Raw genomic sequence first — 18,072 nt, forward strand, 5'->3', positions numbered from 1 at the left:
ATGTTTGGGCAAGGTTGTGGGCCATCACACCGTGCAAGCACCTGTTTTTGGCGCCCCAGAGAGTAATCTGGACTCATCATGACTGTTTCCTTTTCGCTGCGTACCCTCACCTTGGCCCTCACCCCGGCCACGCTGACGGAGCTTGGCATCACCGGCCCTGCGGACTTGCTGGGGGCTGATCCAGGCGTTGGACCGCTGTGCTGGTTGCGCCTAGGCGAGGGCTTGCTAGGTTTTGGCGAAATCGCCTCCTTTGCCGCCACAGGCCCCACGCGCTTTGCCGACGCCGAACAGTGGTGGAAATCACTGGTGGCCACGGCTGCCGTGAACGATCCCGTGCGCATGCCCGGCACCGGCGCCATGGCCTTTGGCTCTTTTGCCTTCTCAAAAAGCAGCGCCTTCGAATCCGTACTCATAGTCCCTGCCTTGGTGGTGGGCTTCTCCTCCGGCACGGCCTGGCTCACCCAGCTGTCCCTGGACGGCGCAGTCCCTACCGCTAAATCCGCCCTGAACCTGCTGCGGGCCCTGGCCACCGCTAGAAGTTCGACGCCGGCCACCCCCTCTGTTGGAACGCTAAGACCAGGGGCACTCTCCGAAGAGCAATGGAAGGATTCCGTCCGCGCGGGGGTCAATGCCATTACCGCAGGTGGCTTAGAAAAGGTGGTTTTGGCACGGGATGTGGTGGCTACCTTCCCGGAACCAGTGCGGCGGGTTTCAATTCTGCAACGATTAGTGGAGCTTTACGGTCAATGTTGGACCTACGGCGTCCGTGGTCTGGTGGGCGCCACACCGGAGATACTCATCAAGGTTGATGGCTCCACAGCTCAAGCACGTGTCCTGGCAGGAACGCTTGACCGCGAGGATGAACCGGCCGGCTCAACAGGCTTTGCGGATACGGTTCTTGGAGGTTCACTCAAACAACGCCAAGAACACGATTTTGCCGTCCGCTCACTTACCCGGCAGCTGGCACCCTTCTCCACGGACCTCTCTTTCCCGGCAGAGCCATTCATTTTGGAGCTACCCAACGTGTGGCATCTGGCCTCCGATGTGACTGCCCAATTAGCTAGCTCAAATGGCCATCTACCCACGTCTTTGGCGCTGGTTGAGGCCCTGCACCCCACTGCGGCCGTGTGTGGAACCCCTCGGGAAGAAGCCGGGAAGCTGATCTTGGATCTGGAGAAAATGGACCGCGGTCCTTATGCGGGACCGGTGGGTTGGCTGGATGGGGCGGGCAACGGCGAATGGGGCATTGCTTTGCGCGGAGCCGTCCTGGAGGACGAACACACCGTTCGTTTGTACGCCGGCGCGGGCATTGTTGAGGCCTCCGATCCGGCTGCCGAACTGGCCGAGACATGGGCCAAATTTCGGCCCATGCTGCAGGCTCTGAACCTCCCCAACCACCCGTAGGGCACCGATCTGCCCTGGTTTTCAGACACCCTCAGTGTGCGAGCTCTTGCGCGAGCCAACATTTAGTTGTTCACTAGTAAAAACTTGTTTACCGTGACGCAAGTCACTGGCAGGCTACACTAGATTTCAAATACTGGCTCCTCAGGGACTTCACAAAGGGTAAATCATGCACATCTCATCCAAACTGGGCCTGCGATTTGCGGCTGTTCTGGCCGTTTCAGCGTTGGCATTGACCGGTTGCAACAACGCTGAGGAAGGCACCACAACGGGCAGCGGCGGCGCCACCTTCGATCCCTCCACGGTCAAGGCGGACGATGCACTGATCGCACTCCTACCTGCTGCGCTTAAGGATAAGTCGACCCTCAACGTGGGATCTGACACCTCCTACGAACCAGCAGAATTCCTCGCCACCGACGGCCAGACTCCCATCGGTTACGACGTTGACATTGCCAAGGCCATTGGAGCCGTACTGGGCAAGGACGTCAAGGTACAAACCTCCGAGTTCTCCACCATCTTGCCCTCGCTCGGATCCAAATATGATCTAGGAATCTCCTCGTTCACCATCACCCCGGAACGTTCAAAAGCCGTGAACTTTGTCAGCTACTTCAACGCTGGCGTTTGGTGGGCTGTCCAGAAGGGCAACCCTAAGAACATCAACCTTGATGACATTTGCGGGAAGAAGATTGGCGTGCAGACCGGCACTGTCGAGGAAGATCCCGATGTGAAGGACCGTTCCGCAAAGTGCGTTGCTGACGGCAAACCGGCCATTGAGATCATCTCGCTGAAGAACCAGACGGATGTCACCACGCGTCTGGTCAGCGGTAGCATCGACGCCATGAGCGCAGACTCCCCCATCATTAAGAACGCCTTGCAGAAGACCGGAGATTCTTTGGAAACGCTCGGCGACGTTTACGACTCCGCTGAGCAGGGAATCGCCATCGCCAAGGATGACACAGCATTCGCGGAGGTCATCGAGAAGGTCATGAACAAGCTCATGGAAGACGGCACCTACAACCAAATCCTGAAGGACTGGAACAATAATGAAGGTGCTATCTCCAAGGCTGTCCTGAACCCGGTGACAAGCAATTGAGCACACCCGCCCGTGGGGTGCAGTCATCGGGCGGGGCCGGCGGAGTTGAACTGATCAAGGCAGTTCCTGTTCGTCACCCCGGCCGGTGGGTTGGCGCCGCCTTTATTCTTCTGTTTGTTGCACTGGCGATCCAAAGCCTGGTCACGAACAAGAACTTCCGCTGGGACACCGTTGGCAAATATCTATTCGATGTTCTTGTACTTCAAAGTATTGGCTGGACACTGTTACTGACTGTCTCCTCCATGGTGCTGGCCATTGCATTGGCAATTTGCTTGGCTTTCATGCGCCAGTCAGACAACCCACTTTTCAGGTACGTAGCCTGGTTCTGGGTCTGGTTCTTCCGTGGCACCCCGGTCTACACCCAGCTGGTTTTCTGGGGCCTGGTAGCCGTGCTGTTTCCCAAGATCATCATTGGCGTGCCATTTGGCCCTGAATGGTTCTCCGTCAATACCGAAACCGTAATCACTGCCTTGGTGGGCGCGATTGTTGGTCTCGGTTTGAACGAGTCCGCCTACTTGGCTGAGATTTTCCGTGCCGGACTGAAATCGGTAGACAACGGCCAGATGGAAGCCGCCGAAGCGTTGGGCATGCGTCGTTCAAAGATCATGTGGAGGATCATCCTCCCGCAGGCCATGCGTGTCATAGTCCCACCCACGGGAAATGAGACTATTGGCATGCTGAAAACCACTTCATTGGTGTTGGCTATCCCATTCACCCTGGACCTAACATTTGTCACCAACACCATTGCCAACCGGACTTACCTACCCATCCCGCTGCTCATTGTGGCAGCGATTTGGTACTTGGTCATCACATCAGTGTTGATGGTGGGTCAGTATTACATTGAACGGCACTTCGGTAAGGGCGTTGACAACGTTATGAAGGCACCCGTCAAAGAGAAACCACCGGCCACCACTGACCCCATCTTGAAGCCCAGGGGGAACAACCTTGCCTGACTCAACCTACAAAGCCGCCACACCTAAGCCCTTGGTGGAGATTCAGGGCGTGCACAAGTTCTTTGGTGACCACCACGTCCTCAAAGGCATTGACATGACTGTCAACCCGGGCGAGGTCTCCGTCATCATTGGCCCGTCGGGTTCGGGAAAATCGACCCTGTTGCGCTGCATCAACCTTTTGGAAACCCTCAGTGCAGGCCGCATCTACGTGCACAATGACTTGATCGGTTACCGGGAAGTCAACGGCAAGCTGCACGATCTGAACACCAAGGCGATCGCGGCCCAGCGCCGCGAAATTGGCATGGTGTTCCAGCGCTTCAACTTGTTCCCCCACAAGACTGCCCTGCAAAACGTGATTGAAGCACCTACCCAGGTCAAGCGTCAGTCCAAGGCAGCCGCGAAGCTCAAAGCACGTGAATTATTGGAGATGGTGGGTCTAAGTGACCGCGCCAATTTCTACCCTGCCCAGCTCTCCGGCGGTCAACAACAACGTGTTGCCATAGCCCGGGCCTTGGCCATGGAACCGGAGTTGATGCTCTTTGATGAGCCCACCTCCGCCCTTGACCCGGAACTGGTGGGGGACGTCCTGGAAGTCATGAAAAACCTGGCCAAATCCGGCATGACCATGATCGTGGTAACCCACGAGATTGGCTTCGCCCGCGAAGTGGGAGACACCCTGACGTTCATGGATGCCGGTGTGGTAGTGGAATTCGGGAACCCCCGCGAGATCATCGCCAACCCGCAGCACGCTCGCACCAAGGAGTTCCTTAGCCGCGTCCTGTAAGAACTGCACGCTCAATGTGGGCGTGCAGTTCCCGCAGGCCTGACCGCTCCGCCGCGGCCACCTCAATAATTTCCGGTGCCAGCAACGGCGAGGTGAGCGCGGCGTTGAGTTCCTCCCTGGTGCGCACCAGCGTGTGGGACCAGCCATAAGCGGTGGCCAGTGCCGCGAGGTTCACGGTGTGGGGTGTACCAAAGAAGCGTTCCACGGCGCCCGCATAGCCTGGTGACTGGCCCAGCGAACCGTGCTCCAACAGCGTGAAGATCCCCCCGCCGCCATCGTTGAGGACAATGATTTGCAGTTGAGGTAACGCTTCTGTGGGGCCGATCATAAGGGCCCCGGAATCGTGCAGGAGTGTGAGGTCACCGAGGAGTAGTCGCGTGGGCCGCCCCGTGGCCAGTGCCAGCCCGGTGGCTGTGGCAACAGTGCCATCAATTCCGGCCAAGCCTCGGTTGGCAAAGACCATGGCACTGTTCGCCGGTGTTGGCCGGCCCGCAAGGTCTGCATCACGGACAGGGTTTGAGGAGCCGAGCATGAGATTACTGCCAGCGTCACGGTGGGCGGCTGCCCAGACGGCGCGAGCCGTTGCGGGCCCAGTCAGCTGTGCGGGCCCAGTCAGCTGCACCGGCTGAGCAGGTTGCGTATCCGGGTCAGCATCCAGGGCGGCATCTAGCGCTTCTTCAGCCCTCGCAGCGGCTTCCTGCCAGGCTTCCAGCCATCCGTGCGGGCCCGCTCCGGCGAATCCAACAAGCTGGTCCCACTGGGTCAGAACTAATTCAGTGCGGCGTCCCGCGTCAAACCACGGCACGGGTTGGGGCACAAACAAGGCCCGTTCCAGATCGGTGCGTGCCAATAAGGTGCTGATGTGGCGGGACAGGGTGGGGCGCCCAAAGACCACCACGCGCTGGATGGGCTGGGCGCTGCCTGGCCCAAAAAGCTCCAGCAGCAGCCGGTACGGACCAATCGCGTTCGGACCAAAGCGGGCGTTCGATGACGGTTCAGCCAGCAGTGGCAGATCCAACATTCGGGCAAAGTACTCCGCTTCCGGACCGGCCCCGTGCCCGGCAACCACTACTGTTCGGTGGCTGGACGTGGGATTTGAGGAGGGCTGGACTATCTCCGGCGGGACATCTTCCGCGGTGGCCCGGTCCTCTTCCGCGGGAGCTACCTCGGTGCCGCTGATCGCGGAGGAGTTGACGGCGTCGTCCATCAGGAGCTCAGCGGAAGCGTCAGGGGTCTCGATGACAGGTAAAAGCCGCTCCCATTCGGAACCGTCCAGGGCGGGTGTGAGCGGGTCGCGGAAGGCCAGATTTACCTGCACGGGGCCGGCGGGAATGCCCTCGAGACGGCCGCGTGCCGCGCTGATAGCGGTGGATATGGCCCCCGTGGGGTCAGTTCCGGCCGGGACGTCGGTGGCGAATCGCACATGCTCGCCGAACAAATCCAGCTGCACCGTCGTCTGATTGGCTCCCGTTCCGCGCAACTCCTCGGGCCGGTCTGCGGAGAGCACCATGAGGGAAACCCCTGCATGGTTGGCTTCCATGACGGCCGGAAGAAGATTGCCTACAGCCGTGCCAGAGGTGGTCACCACGGCAACGGCCTCGCCGCTGCCAAGCGCCAAGCCCAAGGCTGTGAACCCGGCAACGCGCTCGTCGATGCGCACAGACACCTTGATCCGGCGGTCGGCTTCGGCCTCAGCCAAGGCATAGGCAAGTGGGGCGCTGCGGGAACCGGGAGCCACCACCACGTGGTGCACGCCGGCACGCTCCAGCGCATCTATAACGTAGCGGGCACAATCCATTGAGCTAAGTGAAGTCACGCCACCAACTCTAGCCAACCTCAGCCTGGCGCGGATCAGCACTGCGATGGCGCACCGCATCGATCCGTGAGAAATGGTCGCTAATCAGCCACTTTCCGGGATGGAAGCGACCATTTCTCACGGATCGAAGTTGGGGTTAGGCCTCAGCGCCTGCCAGCACGGCGTAAACGCGCCGAAGCCGGCCCAGCCACCAGTCACGGCGGTCTGCGGGGGCGGCAAACTGCGCCAAAAGTCCCGGATCTGCCACCACCTCACGCACGTTCATGCCACCAGCTTCTGCCACCAAGCTCGGGGAGGCAATGTCTGCGGCCATCAGCGATACCGTGCCCAAGCCACACGCGTAGGGCAATTCGGGCAGCGCGGCCGCCAACGCCAATCCGGCGCTGATCCCCACCGAGGAGTCCAGGGCGGAACTCACCACGGCAGGCAGCCCGGCCTCAGCCACAATTTCCAAGGCCCTGCGCACACCACCCAACGGAGCGGCCTTGACCACCAACAAATCGGCAGCACCGGCACGAGCCACCGCCAGTGGGTCTGTGGCCTTACGGACGCTTTCATCGGCTGCAATCAGAACCGAACCATCCAGTGCGCTGCGGACAGCGGCCATCTCGGCAATGGTGGCTACTGGCTGTTCGGCATATTCCAGTCCAAACACGGACAGCATGCGTAACGCTTTAACTGCCTGCCCCACATCCCATCCGCCGTTCGCATCAATACGAATTTTGGCTTCGGGCAGCAGATGCCTGACCGCTCCCACCCTGGCGGCATCCTCGCCCAGTGACTGGCCAGCCTCAGCTACTTTGATCTTCACGCTCTGGGCTGCACCAGCTGAGCCCATGTTGAAAGCTGCCAACACGCCGGGGACCTCTGCGGGTGAAACCGCAGGAAGTGTTGCATTCACGGGGACCCAGTCCCGCACCGATTCCGGATACCCAACCCAGCCCGCCTCCAGAGCCGAGGCCAGCCACCTGGCCGATTCGACGTCGCTGTACTCCAGGAACGGGGAAAATTCCGCCCACCCGGCAGGCCCGGAAAAAACCATGAGCTCACGCAGCTCCACCCCCCGGAACTTTACTTTCATGGGCAGGGCCACAACATGGGCGGTGGCAAGGATTTCATCAAGTGGCGGGAGGGTGAGCATGGTGCCACTGTACCGCGGTGGTCAGCAAGCTCCCATGAAAATGTGGGAACCTAGGAACAATGAATACCCATGCTGCCCTGTCCCGCACAGGCCCCAGAGGTTCCGCACCAGCGCGGACTGCTGCGTGGCCATTTGTCATAGCAGCCTTGATCAGTCTGGCCGGGCTCATCCTGAGTTACCGTATCTTCGTCAACACCACCACGGGCCAGTACATTGACGAGTCAGCGCTGGTTGAGGCTGCCGTGGCGCAGGCACGCATCGGTGCGCAGAGCGCCCAAATTCTGGATCTCTTGCCCGCCACGTCCGTGGTGTTGGCAACCGTGGTGGTGGTTTTTGTCACGCTGGCCCGGCGGCGATGGAAGGCGGCCGGCATCGCCTTGGCTGCCATGGCCGCTGCCAACCTCTCCACACAACTGATCAAAGCGGGCCTGCCAGACCGCCCCGATATGGGCGTGGCCACGTTGGCGTTGAACTCTCTCCCGTCCGGACACAGCACGCTGGCTGCCAGCGCTGCGGCGGCGGTCTTTCTAGTGGTCTCCCCCCGATGGCGGCCCGCGGCGGCCTTTGTGGGCGGAACTTACGCCATCCTCGCTGGGATCGCCACCCTCATCAACCAGTGGCACCGCCCCTCAGACGTCTTGGCTGCGTTCTTCGTGGTGGCGTTCTGGACGGCTCTGGCCGCCCTGTGGGTCATGCGTACCGGCTCCACCTGGAATGTTTGGTTGGGGTCCAAAGCCCACTGGGCTTCGGCGCGCGGGTGGACGCTCATTCCTGGCGTGATTGCCGTGCTGTCCGCACTGGCCGTGACCTTGGTCCTGCGCCGGATCTGGGGCTTCGATGCCGACAGCAGCACCAGTTATCTCCTGATCGGCGTGGGTCAAATTGTGGTTGCCGGCTATGGGCTCACCCTTGCCGGAACGCTGCTGCTGACCTTGCCCGTACGACGCCGGCGCGTACGTTAACCCCTCTCCCTCACCTCTGCCTCACCGTGGAAAAGTGGCTGGGCTGCGGCTACAGTGACTGGATGACTACCAAGGGGGCGCGCTCACGGCATTTAGACTCACTGCGGGGAATTCTGGCAGCCAGAATTTTACGCGCCGGATTTCTCGTCTCCGGTTTTTTGGTCACCGGTCTGTTGGCACCCGCTCTGAGCGGGTGCTCCCCTGCGGGTACCTCACCGGATCCGCAAGGCACACGGGGCGTTTCTGAGGCTGCTATCCACGCTGCTGACAAGTCTTGGGCTGCGGAACTATCCGTAGCAAAGAAACTGCTCTACGTGACCACCTACGGCAGCTCCTCCTGTCCTGCATGGGTCAATTCCCTGACGCTCACCGATGGAAACCACCTTGAAATCACCACGCAAATGAAAAACGGTGGCGGGGTCTGCACCGCCGATATGGCGCCCTGGACATCCAGCATTGCCGTGCCGGAAAGTGTCTTCTCAAACTCAATTATCAGGGTCAGCCTGGCGGGTCATACTGAAGATATTTCACTCACTCTGGCGAAATAGCGTCCTTGTTGCGCGGTATCCAATACCAAAGAACAGCAGCCGCTGCCAGGCCCAGAAGCCCCGAGGCTGCAATGCCGAAGGAAAGGGAGACGGCGGCTGTCAGTCCAGCCAGAATGGCGGGCCCGGAGGAGCCGCCACTGTCCGCCAGGAAGCGCCAGATTCCCAAGAACCGTGCCCTGCCACGGCGTGGGGAATAGTCTGCCCCCAGCGTCATGACTAGCCCTGATCCAATGCCATTACCAAAACCGATCAGCAACCCTGCCAGCATGAGCGTGGCCGCACCAGTTGTCAGGGGCATCAGCAACAGGGCCAGGCCCATGAGGGCCATGGATGGCACTGCCACGGCTGCACGGCCCTTTTTATCCATAATCTTGCCAGCAGGGTAGAAAACGAGCATGTCGATAGCGCCGGAGAGCCCATAAATGAGCGAGGTTGTGGCCGGGTTTAGTCCCAGGCTATCCGCCCATAGGGGCAATACCACTTGGCGTGAAGAGCGGACGGCACTGACCAACAGCACCCCTATTCCTACGGTCAGGAATACCCGCCTGTGAGCCACCAACAGCGATGCCACAGTGGGTTGCGGGCCCCTGCGAGCCGGGCCGCCGGGCGCAGGTTCCCCGGGCGCAGGTCCCCCGGGCCCCGGGATAGCGGGCGCTGTACCGCCGGGAGCAGTACTGGCGGGGCTGACCAGATCGGGCAGTCCCCACGCCACACCACCTGCCGCCGCAACAGCCACGGCCGCCACCCAATACGCCCCCGAAAGACCGACCAGATGAATCACCAAAGCACCAATAAAGGGGCCCGCAAACAGCCCAATCCTGCCTATCCCACCCAGTGTGGACATAGCCCGGGCGCGCAGCATTGGCGGCACCGCCTCGGTGAGGTAGCTTTGGCGGGCTAGGTTGAACACGGCCGCGGCGGCACCGATTAAGAACACCCCGGCGGCAAAAAGCCAAAGTTCCCGGGCAAAGACGCAAATCAACATGGCGGACAGGCTCAACAGCGCAGCCCCGAGCATGCCCACACGCTCGCCAAACCTCGCCGTCAGGATCGAGGCTGGAATGTTGCTGATCAGTGAGCCAATACCAATCAGTGACACCACCAGTGCGGCACCAGCCAGGGAGGATCCCATCCCAATGGAGCTCAGCGGGATGACCGGCAGTATGGCACCCTCACCAATGCCGAACAACAAGGATGGCCCAAACGCCGGAATGGCAATGGACCGCAGGCTAAAGCCTTCGGGATTGGTTCGCTTACTCACTGTCTCAACTCTAAACCCGGCTACGCCGGCACTAGCTATTGCGCTGCCAGCGGGCCCAGAAGTGGACTGCCATCGTGGCTGCGAATTCTGCGCCAACGGGGTTACCGTGTCCGGGCACCATGATGGGGTACTTTCCGCCCATCTTCGCCAGCCTGTCCAGCACAGTAGCCCAGCCCGGCACGGAGGATTCCGGATCCACAGCTGCCGGCGCCCCCTCCTCCAGAACATCCCCAGCAAAGAGCACCCCTGGGGCGCCAAGTTCACCGGGGATACTTACCATCAGGTCACCGGCACCAGCAGCCTAGTCCGGTTCGAGGCTGGCAACTTCGACCCGCTGCGATTCACCCGTCTCAGCCATAACCCGCGCAGTGGCGGCGTGCGCCCAAAAGTCGGTGACGCCGTCGTTCTTAAAAATGGCGTTGCCAAAGAAATGGTCCCAGTGGGCGTGCGTGTTGACCAGCGCCCGGACCGTTGAGCTACGCAGCATGAAGGAGTGCGTGCCCAGCGCCTGCCAGGTCACGCCGTTGTGCACCATAAATTCTCCCATCCAGTGCTTCCAGCCTAGAAGGATGAGGAGTGAGCCTTAGAGCTCGGCCAGCATCTTCGCAGGATTCTCCATGGCGTCGGCTATGAAGCGTAGGAACCCGGCGGCAACTTCTCCATCGCAGACGCGGTGATCGAACGCCAAGGTCAGCTGGGTCACTTTCCGCACGCACAGCTGCCCGTCCACCACCCAGGGTCTATCCATGATGCGTCCCAACCCCAGCATGGCCGCCTCCGGATAATTGATGATGGCGGCTGAGCCGTCCACACCCAGCACACCGTAATTGTTGATCGTAAATGTTCCCACCCCCAGTTCCTCCGGCCCAGCTTGGCCACCGAGCGCCCTCTCGGTGAGCGCACGAATGGCGAGCTCCAGCTCTCGGGCGCTGCGCCCCTGGGCATTGCGGAGCACCGGCACCATGAGCCCCCGCTCGGTCTGGGTGGCAAAACCCACATTAATGCCACCGAATTCAACCAGCTCATCCTGACCAGCACTGGAGTCCAGTTGCATGTTCAATGCAGGGAACTTAAACAATCCGGCCACCGCAAAGCGAGTCAAAAACGCCAACACCCCCGGCGCCTCCCCCTGTTCCTTGAGCCCGCTGCGCAATTCCATCAGCGCTGTTGCATCCACTTCCACCCACACAGTGGCGTCGGGAATCTCACGGCGGCTGCGTACCAGTGCCGCAGCCGCCGCCTTCTTGAAGCCTGTCAGCGGCGTGCGTGCAAGAACTGGCAGTCCAGTGCGCTGATCAACCGCTCCGAAGGCCCCCTGCTCGTTGCCCTGACCTTCTCGCTGTGGGAGCAAAGGTGCCGTTTCGGTGAGTACATGTGTTGCGGGTGTCGAGTCTCCGACCGGCTCGTTTCCGGCCGTCAGCATGGCTGCCTCAACATCTGATTTCAAGATCAGCCCGTCAGTACCTGAACCGTGGAGGCCGGCGAGCGCGATCCCGTGATCTTGCGCCATTTTCCGCACTATTGGCGAAATTACCAGGGGGTTCTGGCGCACAGGGGGCCTGCTGCGGCCTGCGCCATCCAATCCCGTGGTTCCGTAGCCGATGAGAACATTCCCCGAGCCAGCCGCTGCTGGACTTTGCTGTGCTGGACTTTGCTGTGCTGGCTCAGTTTCAAGCGCAGAATTGCCCGGCATGGAAAAATCAGCCCCGGCAAGGATCGTGATCAGCGGTGTGCCAACCGCTACTGTATCGCCCTCGGCTCCGTGCAGCTTTGCCACAGTCCCCTCATATGGCGAGGGGACCTCCACCACAGATTTGGCGGTTTCCACCTCAGCGATGGGCTGGTCAACATGGACCAGGTCACCCACGGCCACCAGCCAGGACACCAGCTCCGCTTCAACAAGCCCCTCACCCAGATCCGGCAGCAGGAACACCTGTTCAGTCATGATTGCCCCCATTGCAGCCGGTCCACGGCATCCAAGATCCTATCGACCCCCGGAAGGTAGTATTTTTCCAATTTTGGTGCCGGGTATGGCACATCGAAACCTGTCACACGCAGTACGGGCGCCGCGAGCGAATGGAAACAGCGTTCCTGAACGCGGGCGGCAATTTCAGAAGCCATCGAGGCAAAACCGGAAGCCTCTGCAATGACCACCACGCGCCCGGTGGATCTGACGGCGGCACTGATGGTTTCGTCGTCGAACGGGACAAGGGAGCGCACATCCACCACCTGCAGCGATCTGCCTTCTTCAGCCGCAGTGGCGGCGGCGGCGAGCGCCGGAGCCACGGACGGACCGTAGGCAATAAGCGTTGCATCGGAACCCTCCCGGACAATCGCCGCCTGCCCGATGCTGGACGGCACGGTACCGGCCCCTCCACGCTCTCCCGAGGAGGCATACCGGGCGCGCAGGGCGTCCAGGTCAACCGTGGCCTTGGAAAAGTACAGCTTCTTCGGTTCCATGAACACCACGGGGTCCGGGCTGGCGATGGCATCGCTCAACAGGACGTAGGCGTCTTGCACGTTCGACGGCGTCAGCACTGTCAGCCCCGGAGTGTGAGCGTAGTAGCCTTCGGAGGAATCGCAGTGGTGCTCCACCCCGCCAATGCCACCACCGTAGGGGATACGGATGACCAACGGCAGGCGGACGTGTCCGCGCGTGCGGTTTCCCATCTTGGCGACGTGGCTGACGATTTGCTCGAACGCGGGGTAGGCGAAGGCATCGAACTGCATCTCTACAATGGGGCGCATGCCGTTGATCGCCATCCCCGTGGCCATACCGACAATCCCTGATTCGGCCAATGGAGTGTCAAAGCAGCGCTCCGAACCAAATGTGGCGGTTAGCCCGTCTGTCACACGGAACACTCCGCCAAGCGTGCCCACATCTTCGCCGAAAACGACGACGGCGGGATCCGCCGCCATGGCATCGTGCAGGGCCAGGGTGAGCGCCTTGGCAAACGTGAGTTCCCGGATCCCCGTCAGTTCCAGCGGATTCAGAACTGGTGCGGCAGTCATGGCAAGTCTCCATCTGCTGAGGTCGGAGCCACACCGGCGGCGGCCAGTTCCGCTGCGAGCATCCTGCTTTGCTCGCGAAGCTGCGGGGTCGGCTCGCTGTAGACGAAGCGGAACATGTCCTGCGGGTCCGCCTCGGTGCGTTCATTGAGTCCGTCACGGAGCGTCTTCGCGAGAGCTTCAGCGGCCGCGCCAAAATGATCCGTATCAGCCTGACTCAGCACCCCGGCATGGACCAGGTACTTTTTCAGCCGCACCAGCGGATCCTTGGGCACCCACTGAGCCACCTCCTCGGCACTGCGGTAACGGGTGGCGTCATCGGCATTTGTGTGCGATTCCATCCGGTAGGTGTGCGCCTCCACGAGCGCCGGCCCGCCGCCATTGCGGGCCCGTTCAACGGCGCTGCCCAAGACAGCGAGCAGGGCGGCCAGATCATTGCCATCCACACGCTCCCCCGGCATGCCGTAGCCAATCGCCTTGTGGGCCAGCGAGGGCGCCACCGATTGGTGAATGAGCGGAACGGAAATGGCGTACTGGTTGTTTTGCACGAGAAACACGACGGGTATGTGGAAGACAGCCGCGAAGTTCAGGGCCTCATGAAAATCGCCCTCACTCGTGGCACCGTCCCCGCACAGGGCCAGCACCACGGTGTCCTCACCACGCAGTTTGGCCGCGTGCGCAACCCCGACGGCATGCAATAACTGCGTTGCCAGCGGGGTGGTGGGCAGCCCCGTGTTGTATTCGTGCGGGTCAAAGCCGCTATGCCAATCCCCGCGCAGCGATTCAAAGGCTTCCATGGGCGCCACGCCGCGGCCCATCACGGCCACCGTGTCCCGGTACGTTGCAAACAGCCAGTCACTGCGTTGCAAGGCCATGAAGGCCGCCACCTGGCACGCTTCTTGCCCGTACGACGACGGATACACCGCCATCCGCCCCTGCCGAACCAACGCGCTGGCTTGCTCATTGATCCGCCGGCCCAGCACCAATTCCCCGTACCCTTCCAGCAGGATTTCAGGAGCCGGAAATACGTAGCATTCCTTGTATTTATCAGTGGTGATTGCGGTGCCTTCAGCGGAGATGAACTGCACTGCGGTGGCGGATGGCAGCAGGTATTCCCCCTGGTGTCCGGCGAGCAGTGCCGCGTTTCCAGGGTGCTCTAGAAATTCCGGATGGTTCGTCATTGAACGCCCACTTTCTTCCAAGCAATGGCGGGCGTGCCACGTTGGGCACTGCCTCATAGCCTCATCCAGCGGTATGTAGCTCTAAAGATGTTCCGTTCTGCTAAGTATGGATTTTTCACCGCTTTGTATCCAGGAATCGGGAAAACTCTGGAATTTTTCTCACCATCTCCATAATCTGGAAGACACAACTAGTGGTGAAGGCGCGGTGCCCATCCAAGTTGTCTCGTCGCAGAACGTCACCGGCACCCTTGGGAGAGTCATGGCAGAGCACACCCCCGTCCCGCTGGATGAGGTGGACCGGCGGATCATGGCCGAGCTAACCCTTGATGGAAGGATGTCTGTGAGCGCAGTGGCTCAGAACGTGCACATCTCCCGCGCCCATGCCTACGCCCGAATTTCCCGACTAACTTCTACAGGGGTGCTCAGAAAATTCACGGCCGTGGTGGACCCGGTGAAGGCGGGGTTGAAATCCTCTGCGTATGTGACATTGAAGGTCAGCCAGCACTCCTGGCGTGAATTGCGTGAGGAACTGCGAGCCATTCCAGAGGTGGAACACATTGCGCTGGTGGGTGGCGATTTTGACGTGATCCTGTTGGTCCGGGCCGAGGACAATCAGGGACTACGGCGGGTAATTTTTAACCGGTTGCAATCGATGGCAAGCGTGCTGGACACTCAGACCTTCCTGATTTTTGAGGACTTGGACACACGGTGAGCTAAATTTCCGCTCCGCTGGAGGGTCAGGCCTGTTGGAACCGGCGCGCCGAAGCTACGCTGATGACATGGAAACCACCGAGCTTCTCCGTCTCCGCCATGTCTCGAGCATCCTGCAATTGGCCAATGTGTGGGATGCGGTCAACGCCACGGTCATTGCCGAACTTGCCAGCACCATGGTGCTGGCAACGCCAGCCACTCGATTGCAGCAGTCTACGGTTACGAGGACGGCGAGCACATCCGCAATGCTATCTGCGTCGGGGCACCATCGGGGACCACATGCTGCCGCTAAACCAGTCGGTTGCGCGCATGAAAGCAGCGGATGACGCCGGCGACACGGAGGGCATCGACTTTGTCTTCAACGCCAGCGCCGACGCTTACCTTCGCGGCGCGGACCGGGAACCGCGCGAATTGCTGGAGGCCGCCGTCGAACGTGGCCGCGCCTGGCTTGAGGTGGGGGCCAAGCGCATCTTGGTCTGGACAAAACCATGGCGAAGGCACTCGCGGCCGGGATTGGGCGGGGACTGGGTGTGGCCCGTATTTCTTACGACCCGTGGATGCAACGGGTCACCCCGACCGCCATGGCTGATGCCGCCACTGTACTCATGAACAGCGGCACGGTGCGGCAAGGAACCCGCGTGCTGAACTGATAGTCCGCCGGCAACGTCAGCCAGGTGCCGGCGGATCGGAGCACAACGCGGTCTTGTTCGCGCACGGTGCGCGGGTATTCCCACCCAGCCGTGGGGGTGGGTTTTCGCAGTCAAGACGCCGTCCGAACCTTCAGGACCCCCTCGGAGCACTGTCCCTATGGGGAACGTCTAAGGCACACAGGAGGTTACCAAAAGCGGATTCGTTGGCGGGCCGTCAGCGTTCGTAGACGTTGCAGCGATGCCCGAGTGTGATGACTGCGACAACGAGGACGTTGTCGTTAACCAAGTAGACGATCCGGTAGTCCCCAATGCGAACTTCCAGGCCGGGACGTCCTTGGAGGGCTTTGGCGCTTGGTGGCCGTGGATCCTCACCGAGGAGCGCGATCGCTCCGCGAATGCGGTCGCGATCCTGATGATCAATTTGCTTCAACGCGCGGACTGCGGCCGGACGCCACTCGACTTGGTAGGTCATACCCAGCCCAGATCGGCTTTCACCTGAGCCCAAGGGATATTAGGGCCCTCCTCGGCCATCGCCTCGTCGAACGCGGCGATATCTTCGGCTTCTTCCAGAGCTTCAAGCATCTGCTCGTAGCGCTCAGGACTGACAACCACGGCGGCGCGGTGACCGCGACGCTCGATGAACACCGCTTCGGTCTTCGATCGCTCGATGACGTCTGAAAAGTGGTTGCGTGCGTCTGCGACGCTGACTGTAGACATAGTCAAACTGTACATCCCATATCTTGAAATGTACATGAAATGAGTTCCTGGAAAGAAAAATCACGCTGATCGAGATACCCACTGAAGGAACGGCGGATTCTGGCGGTTATTGCAACAGGAGGGGTTCGATCATTTCGCTGCACTCTTGCAGGCTCCAAACAAGGAATACTGGGGCATGGACTCAGATGTGACCGCACGGGGCTCCTAGGCGGCATTCGAACGGTTCTGAGAAGGAATGCAAATGTCAAAAGGTACCAAGAAGGCTCTAGGAATTCTCAGTGGTCTGACGCTGCTGGGCCTTAATATCGCGGTCTCGCTGTTTTTCGCTCTCTGGCAGATCGCGGATGGTGCGGCTATTAATCGGATGGAGACGACTAATGGTTTCGATCCATCCCAGATGCTTCCTAATGCGGATCTTATGTGGATGGCGGCGCATGCTTCCTTGCTCATGGTGCTGGTCGCTGATGTCTTGGCCGCAGTGTTCGTGGTCATCTTGGTGAAGTCTCGTCAGCGTTCTCGTCCGGCACTGGTTGAGCCCTTATGCGAGCCATCATTAAGGCACTGAGCTATACATACAGGGTGCAGGAATCTTGTGGAATGTGCACCGTCTGAATTCTTCGCTGGACTAGGTGCTGAGGAGAATCGATGTGGGATCCGAGCACTGTCTGGGCAGTCTGGAATAGACGATGCTCACCCGCAAGGGAACCTTGTACGGATGACAGATATCCATCTGGGTTCAAGCGCCACCGAAGCCGGCATGGCGATACTGAGACTATGCGCTTCGGCTTGCAGACCCCGTGGTGCCCCTAATCTCCGCAATCCGGAGTCGCAGAAAAGTAACGGCCAGGATCAAGACCCAGATAACAAGTACTGCGATAACGACGAGAACCAATGAGTAGAGGCCGATAAAAAGGCCGCCCATGACACCAAAACCATACATTTGAACCCCCAGCTTTCCAGTACCACCTGCTCGGTGGCGTTAATGAACGAATCGCTCTTCGAGCATATAACACCACCAGTTGAGGAATCCGGAACATGGCTTCCTTACCGTCACAACAGCTTGGGTCCCCGCAAAGACTGTCTGTCAAAGGATGTCGGCCAACCGTCCCACAAGCCGGTCGGATACCGGCCTACGGATTCAGGCGCACGCGGGAGCCGAAAAGTCCTGCCATGGCAGTTCCAGAGGGGAACCCTCCGCGGGGCAACCTCGTGGTGTTCCAGGCATCCAGCTGCTGGGTGGGTATCTCATGCCGCGGGGAGCCGCTTCTATGGCGGTTTGCCAGTGGTTGCCCGGCGATACGGGCAAAGACGGAACTACCTGACATACGCTGATCATGGCCGTTTCGTTCGAATGCACGACACCATCCAGCATGCCAAAAGCGCAGCTTTTTGATTTGGCGCGCAGCATTGACGCGCATAAGGACTCGATGGCGCACTCCCGTGAAAAAGCTGTCGCTGGTGTCACCTCGGGACTCATTTCGTTTGAAGAAGAGGTGACGTGGCGTGCGTGGCATTTCGGTCTTCCGCTGCGGATGACAAGCCGGATCACACAAATGGAGGCGCCAGACTCCTTCGTTGATGAACAGGTTAAGGGCCCGTTTAAGTCGTTCCGTCATATCCATGAGTTCAGCCAGGATGCGAAGGGCACCATCATGATTGACCGCATAGAGTTCGCGGCACCCTTCGGCCCCGTCGGGCTACTCGTTGAGAAGCTGGCCCTGGCCCGCTATATGCGAAAACTGATTGAAACACGGAATCGCCACCTCACCGAGGAACTGACGCACAGATAAGTCATCCAGTAACCCAACCTTGGACGGAACACGTTGGTGGCCTGGACTGAAGGCC

The 18,072-nt window shown here is 60.3% G+C and carries 20 protein-coding genes and 1 pseudogene; 11 read left to right on the forward strand and 10 right to left on the reverse strand.

Annotation, left to right across the window (positions count from 1 at the left end; all coding sequences use genetic code 11):
- The first annotated feature begins 78 nt into the window (after positions 1 to 78).
- From ABIB48_RS14845 to ABIB48_RS14860, 4 genes are all read left to right on the forward strand, one after another.
- Positions 79 to 1,404, forward strand: a complete 1,326-nt coding sequence (locus tag ABIB48_RS14845; protein WP_354213483.1) for an isochorismate synthase — start codon at positions 79 to 81, stop codon at positions 1,402 to 1,404.
- Positions 1,405 to 1,570: 166 nt separating this feature from the next.
- Positions 1,571 to 2,494, forward strand: coding sequence for an ABC transporter substrate-binding protein (locus tag ABIB48_RS14850; protein ID WP_110105426.1), 924 nt, complete (start codon positions 1,571 to 1,573; stop codon positions 2,492 to 2,494).
- Complete coding sequence (locus ABIB48_RS14855; RefSeq protein ID WP_170120910.1) at positions 2,491 to 3,447, forward strand: amino acid ABC transporter permease; 957 nt, start codon at positions 2,491 to 2,493, stop codon at positions 3,445 to 3,447. Before ABIB48_RS14850 ends, ABIB48_RS14855 begins: the two co-directional genes overlap by 4 nt.
- Positions 3,440 to 4,231, forward strand: coding sequence for an amino acid ABC transporter ATP-binding protein (locus ABIB48_RS14860; RefSeq protein WP_354213484.1), 792 nt, complete (start codon positions 3,440 to 3,442; stop codon positions 4,229 to 4,231). Before ABIB48_RS14855 ends, ABIB48_RS14860 begins: the two co-directional genes overlap by 8 nt.
- On the opposite strand, the gene menD is transcribed toward ABIB48_RS14860, so the two are convergent.
- Together menD and ABIB48_RS14870 are read right to left on the reverse strand one after the other, a co-directional pair.
- Entirely contained in the window at positions 4,215 to 6,029 is a 1,815-nt protein-coding gene (gene menD / locus ABIB48_RS14865; protein WP_354213541.1) for a 2-succinyl-5-enolpyruvyl-6-hydroxy-3-cyclohexene-1-carboxylic-acid synthase, read from the reverse strand. The two genes, ABIB48_RS14860 and menD, sit on opposite strands and share 17 nt — an antisense overlap.
- Positions 6,030 to 6,183: 154 nt before the next feature.
- Positions 6,184 to 7,188, reverse strand: a complete 1,005-nt coding sequence (locus tag ABIB48_RS14870; RefSeq protein WP_315915183.1) for an o-succinylbenzoate synthase — start codon at positions 7,186 to 7,188, stop codon at positions 6,184 to 6,186.
- 59 nt (positions 7,189 to 7,247) lie between these two features.
- Between ABIB48_RS14870 and ABIB48_RS14875 the strand changes: the two genes are divergently transcribed.
- Positions 7,248 to 8,150, forward strand: coding sequence for a phosphatase PAP2 family protein (locus tag ABIB48_RS14875; protein WP_110105421.1), 903 nt, complete (start codon positions 7,248 to 7,250; stop codon positions 8,148 to 8,150).
- A gap of 62 nt (positions 8,151 to 8,212) precedes the next feature.
- Positions 8,213 to 8,698, forward strand: a complete 486-nt coding sequence (locus tag ABIB48_RS14880) for a hypothetical protein (protein ID WP_354213485.1) — start codon at positions 8,213 to 8,215, stop codon at positions 8,696 to 8,698.
- Here the strand turns inward: ABIB48_RS14880 and ABIB48_RS14885 are convergent.
- Genes ABIB48_RS14885 through ABIB48_RS14910 form a run of 6 tightly spaced genes read right to left on the reverse strand, consistent with a single transcriptional unit; the run spans position 8,682 to position 14,149 of the window.
- Positions 8,682 to 9,959, reverse strand: a complete 1,278-nt coding sequence (locus ABIB48_RS14885) for an MFS transporter (RefSeq protein WP_354213486.1) — start codon at positions 9,957 to 9,959, stop codon at positions 8,682 to 8,684. The genes ABIB48_RS14880 and ABIB48_RS14885 overlap by 17 nt on opposite strands.
- A gap of 31 nt (positions 9,960 to 9,990) precedes the next feature.
- Positions 9,991 to 10,239, reverse strand: coding sequence for an MBL fold metallo-hydrolase (locus tag ABIB48_RS14890; RefSeq protein WP_354213487.1), 249 nt, complete (start codon positions 10,237 to 10,239; stop codon positions 9,991 to 9,993).
- A gap of 21 nt (positions 10,240 to 10,260) precedes the next feature.
- Positions 10,261 to 10,506, reverse strand: a complete 246-nt coding sequence (locus tag ABIB48_RS14895; protein WP_354213488.1) for an MBL fold metallo-hydrolase — start codon at positions 10,504 to 10,506, stop codon at positions 10,261 to 10,263.
- A gap of 36 nt (positions 10,507 to 10,542) precedes the next feature.
- Positions 10,543 to 11,904, reverse strand: a complete 1,362-nt coding sequence (locus ABIB48_RS14900; RefSeq protein WP_354213489.1) for a dihydrolipoamide acetyltransferase family protein — start codon at positions 11,902 to 11,904, stop codon at positions 10,543 to 10,545.
- Positions 11,901 to 12,971: an alpha-ketoacid dehydrogenase subunit beta gene (locus tag ABIB48_RS14905; RefSeq protein ID WP_354213490.1), complete on the reverse strand. Its 1,071-nt coding sequence runs from the start codon at positions 12,969 to 12,971 to the stop codon at positions 11,901 to 11,903. The genes ABIB48_RS14900 and ABIB48_RS14905 overlap by 4 nt, the downstream gene beginning before the upstream one ends.
- The gene (locus tag ABIB48_RS14910; RefSeq protein ID WP_354213491.1) at positions 12,968 to 14,149 is read right to left on the reverse strand and encodes a thiamine pyrophosphate-dependent dehydrogenase E1 component subunit alpha; all 1,182 of its coding nucleotides are present in this window, start codon (positions 14,147 to 14,149) and stop codon (positions 12,968 to 12,970) included. Before ABIB48_RS14910 ends, ABIB48_RS14905 begins: the two co-directional genes overlap by 4 nt.
- A gap of 259 nt (positions 14,150 to 14,408) precedes the next feature.
- Here ABIB48_RS14910 and ABIB48_RS14915 point away from each other — a divergent pair, with 259 nt between their 5' ends.
- From ABIB48_RS14915 to ABIB48_RS14925, 3 genes and pseudogenes are all read left to right on the forward strand, one after another.
- Complete coding sequence (locus tag ABIB48_RS14915) at positions 14,409 to 14,861, forward strand: Lrp/AsnC family transcriptional regulator (RefSeq protein WP_110105650.1); 453 nt, start codon at positions 14,409 to 14,411, stop codon at positions 14,859 to 14,861.
- Positions 14,862 to 15,169: 308 nt separating this feature from the next.
- Positions 15,170 to 15,286: pseudogene (locus ABIB48_RS14920) on the forward strand (isocitrate lyase/phosphoenolpyruvate mutase family protein); the annotation flags it as partial.
- 62 nt (positions 15,287 to 15,348) lie between these two features.
- A complete protein-coding gene (locus tag ABIB48_RS14925; RefSeq protein ID WP_354213544.1) occupies positions 15,349 to 15,510 on the forward strand; it encodes a hypothetical protein in 162 nt (53 codons plus the stop codon).
- A gap of 214 nt (positions 15,511 to 15,724) precedes the next feature.
- On the opposite strand, the gene ABIB48_RS14930 is transcribed toward ABIB48_RS14925, so the two are convergent.
- Both ABIB48_RS14930 and ABIB48_RS14935 read right to left on the reverse strand, forming a co-directional pair.
- Positions 15,725 to 15,982: a type II toxin-antitoxin system RelE family toxin gene (locus tag ABIB48_RS14930; RefSeq protein WP_354213492.1), complete on the reverse strand. Its 258-nt coding sequence runs from the start codon at positions 15,980 to 15,982 to the stop codon at positions 15,725 to 15,727.
- Positions 15,979 to 16,227 (reverse strand): type II toxin-antitoxin system Phd/YefM family antitoxin, encoded by a 249-nt coding sequence (locus ABIB48_RS14935; RefSeq protein ID WP_354213493.1) that lies wholly within the window; start codon positions 16,225 to 16,227, stop codon positions 15,979 to 15,981. Before ABIB48_RS14935 ends, ABIB48_RS14930 begins: the two co-directional genes overlap by 4 nt.
- 241 nt (positions 16,228 to 16,468) lie before the next feature.
- Here ABIB48_RS14935 and ABIB48_RS14940 point away from each other — a divergent pair, with 241 nt between their 5' ends.
- Positions 16,469 to 16,792, forward strand: a complete 324-nt coding sequence (locus ABIB48_RS14940; RefSeq protein WP_354213494.1) for a hypothetical protein — start codon at positions 16,469 to 16,471, stop codon at positions 16,790 to 16,792.
- 769 nt (positions 16,793 to 17,561) lie between these two features.
- Complete coding sequence (locus ABIB48_RS14945; protein WP_315915172.1) at positions 17,562 to 18,017, forward strand: SRPBCC family protein; 456 nt, start codon at positions 17,562 to 17,564, stop codon at positions 18,015 to 18,017.
- The last annotated feature ends 55 nt before the right edge of the window (positions 18,018 to 18,072 follow it).

The sequence above is a fragment of the Arthrobacter sp. UYCu511 genome (assembly GCF_040547105.1).
Taxonomy (GTDB): Bacteria; Actinomycetota; Actinomycetes; order Actinomycetales; family Micrococcaceae; genus Specibacter; species Specibacter psychrochitiniphilus.

Excerpts from the sequence above, each read along its gene's own strand:
- ABIB48_RS14925 (WP_354213544.1), top strand. The coding sequence starts at position 15,349 with ATGGCGAAGGCACTCGCGGCCGGGATTGGGCGGGGACTGGGTGTGGCC.
- ABIB48_RS14915 (WP_110105650.1), top strand. The coding sequence starts at position 14,409 with ATGGCAGAGCACACCCCCGTCCCGCTGGATGAGGTGGACCGGCGGATC.
- ABIB48_RS14845 (WP_354213483.1), top strand. The coding sequence starts at position 79 with ATGACTGTTTCCTTTTCGCTGCGTACCCTCACCTTGGCCCTCACCCCG.
- ABIB48_RS14905 (WP_354213490.1), bottom strand. The coding sequence starts at position 12,971 with ATGACTGCCGCACCAGTTCTGAATCCGCTGGAACTGACGGGGATCCGG.
- ABIB48_RS14940 (WP_354213494.1), top strand. The coding sequence starts at position 16,469 with ATGTCAAAAGGTACCAAGAAGGCTCTAGGAATTCTCAGTGGTCTGACG.
- ABIB48_RS14870 (WP_315915183.1), bottom strand. The coding sequence starts at position 7,188 with ATGCTCACCCTCCCGCCACTTGATGAAATCCTTGCCACCGCCCATGTT.
- ABIB48_RS14930 (WP_354213492.1), bottom strand. The coding sequence starts at position 15,982 with ATGACCTACCAAGTCGAGTGGCGTCCGGCCGCAGTCCGCGCGTTGAAG.
- ABIB48_RS14935 (WP_354213493.1), bottom strand. The coding sequence starts at position 16,227 with ATGTCTACAGTCAGCGTCGCAGACGCACGCAACCACTTTTCAGACGTC.
- ABIB48_RS14850 (WP_110105426.1), top strand. The coding sequence starts at position 1,571 with ATGCACATCTCATCCAAACTGGGCCTGCGATTTGCGGCTGTTCTGGCC.
- ABIB48_RS14900 (WP_354213489.1), bottom strand. The coding sequence starts at position 11,904 with ATGACTGAACAGGTGTTCCTGCTGCCGGATCTGGGTGAGGGGCTTGTT.
- ABIB48_RS14945 (WP_315915172.1), top strand. The coding sequence starts at position 17,562 with ATGGCCGTTTCGTTCGAATGCACGACACCATCCAGCATGCCAAAAGCG.
- ABIB48_RS14875 (WP_110105421.1), top strand. The coding sequence starts at position 7,248 with ATGAATACCCATGCTGCCCTGTCCCGCACAGGCCCCAGAGGTTCCGCA.
- ABIB48_RS14890 (WP_354213487.1), bottom strand. The coding sequence starts at position 10,239 with ATGGTAAGTATCCCCGGTGAACTTGGCGCCCCAGGGGTGCTCTTTGCT.
- menD (WP_354213541.1), bottom strand. The coding sequence starts at position 6,029 with ATGGATTGTGCCCGCTACGTTATAGATGCGCTGGAGCGTGCCGGCGTG.
- ABIB48_RS14880 (WP_354213485.1), top strand. The coding sequence starts at position 8,213 with ATGACTACCAAGGGGGCGCGCTCACGGCATTTAGACTCACTGCGGGGA.
- ABIB48_RS14895 (WP_354213488.1), bottom strand. The coding sequence starts at position 10,506 with ATGGGAGAATTTATGGTGCACAACGGCGTGACCTGGCAGGCGCTGGGC.
- ABIB48_RS14910 (WP_354213491.1), bottom strand. The coding sequence starts at position 14,149 with ATGACGAACCATCCGGAATTTCTAGAGCACCCTGGAAACGCGGCACTG.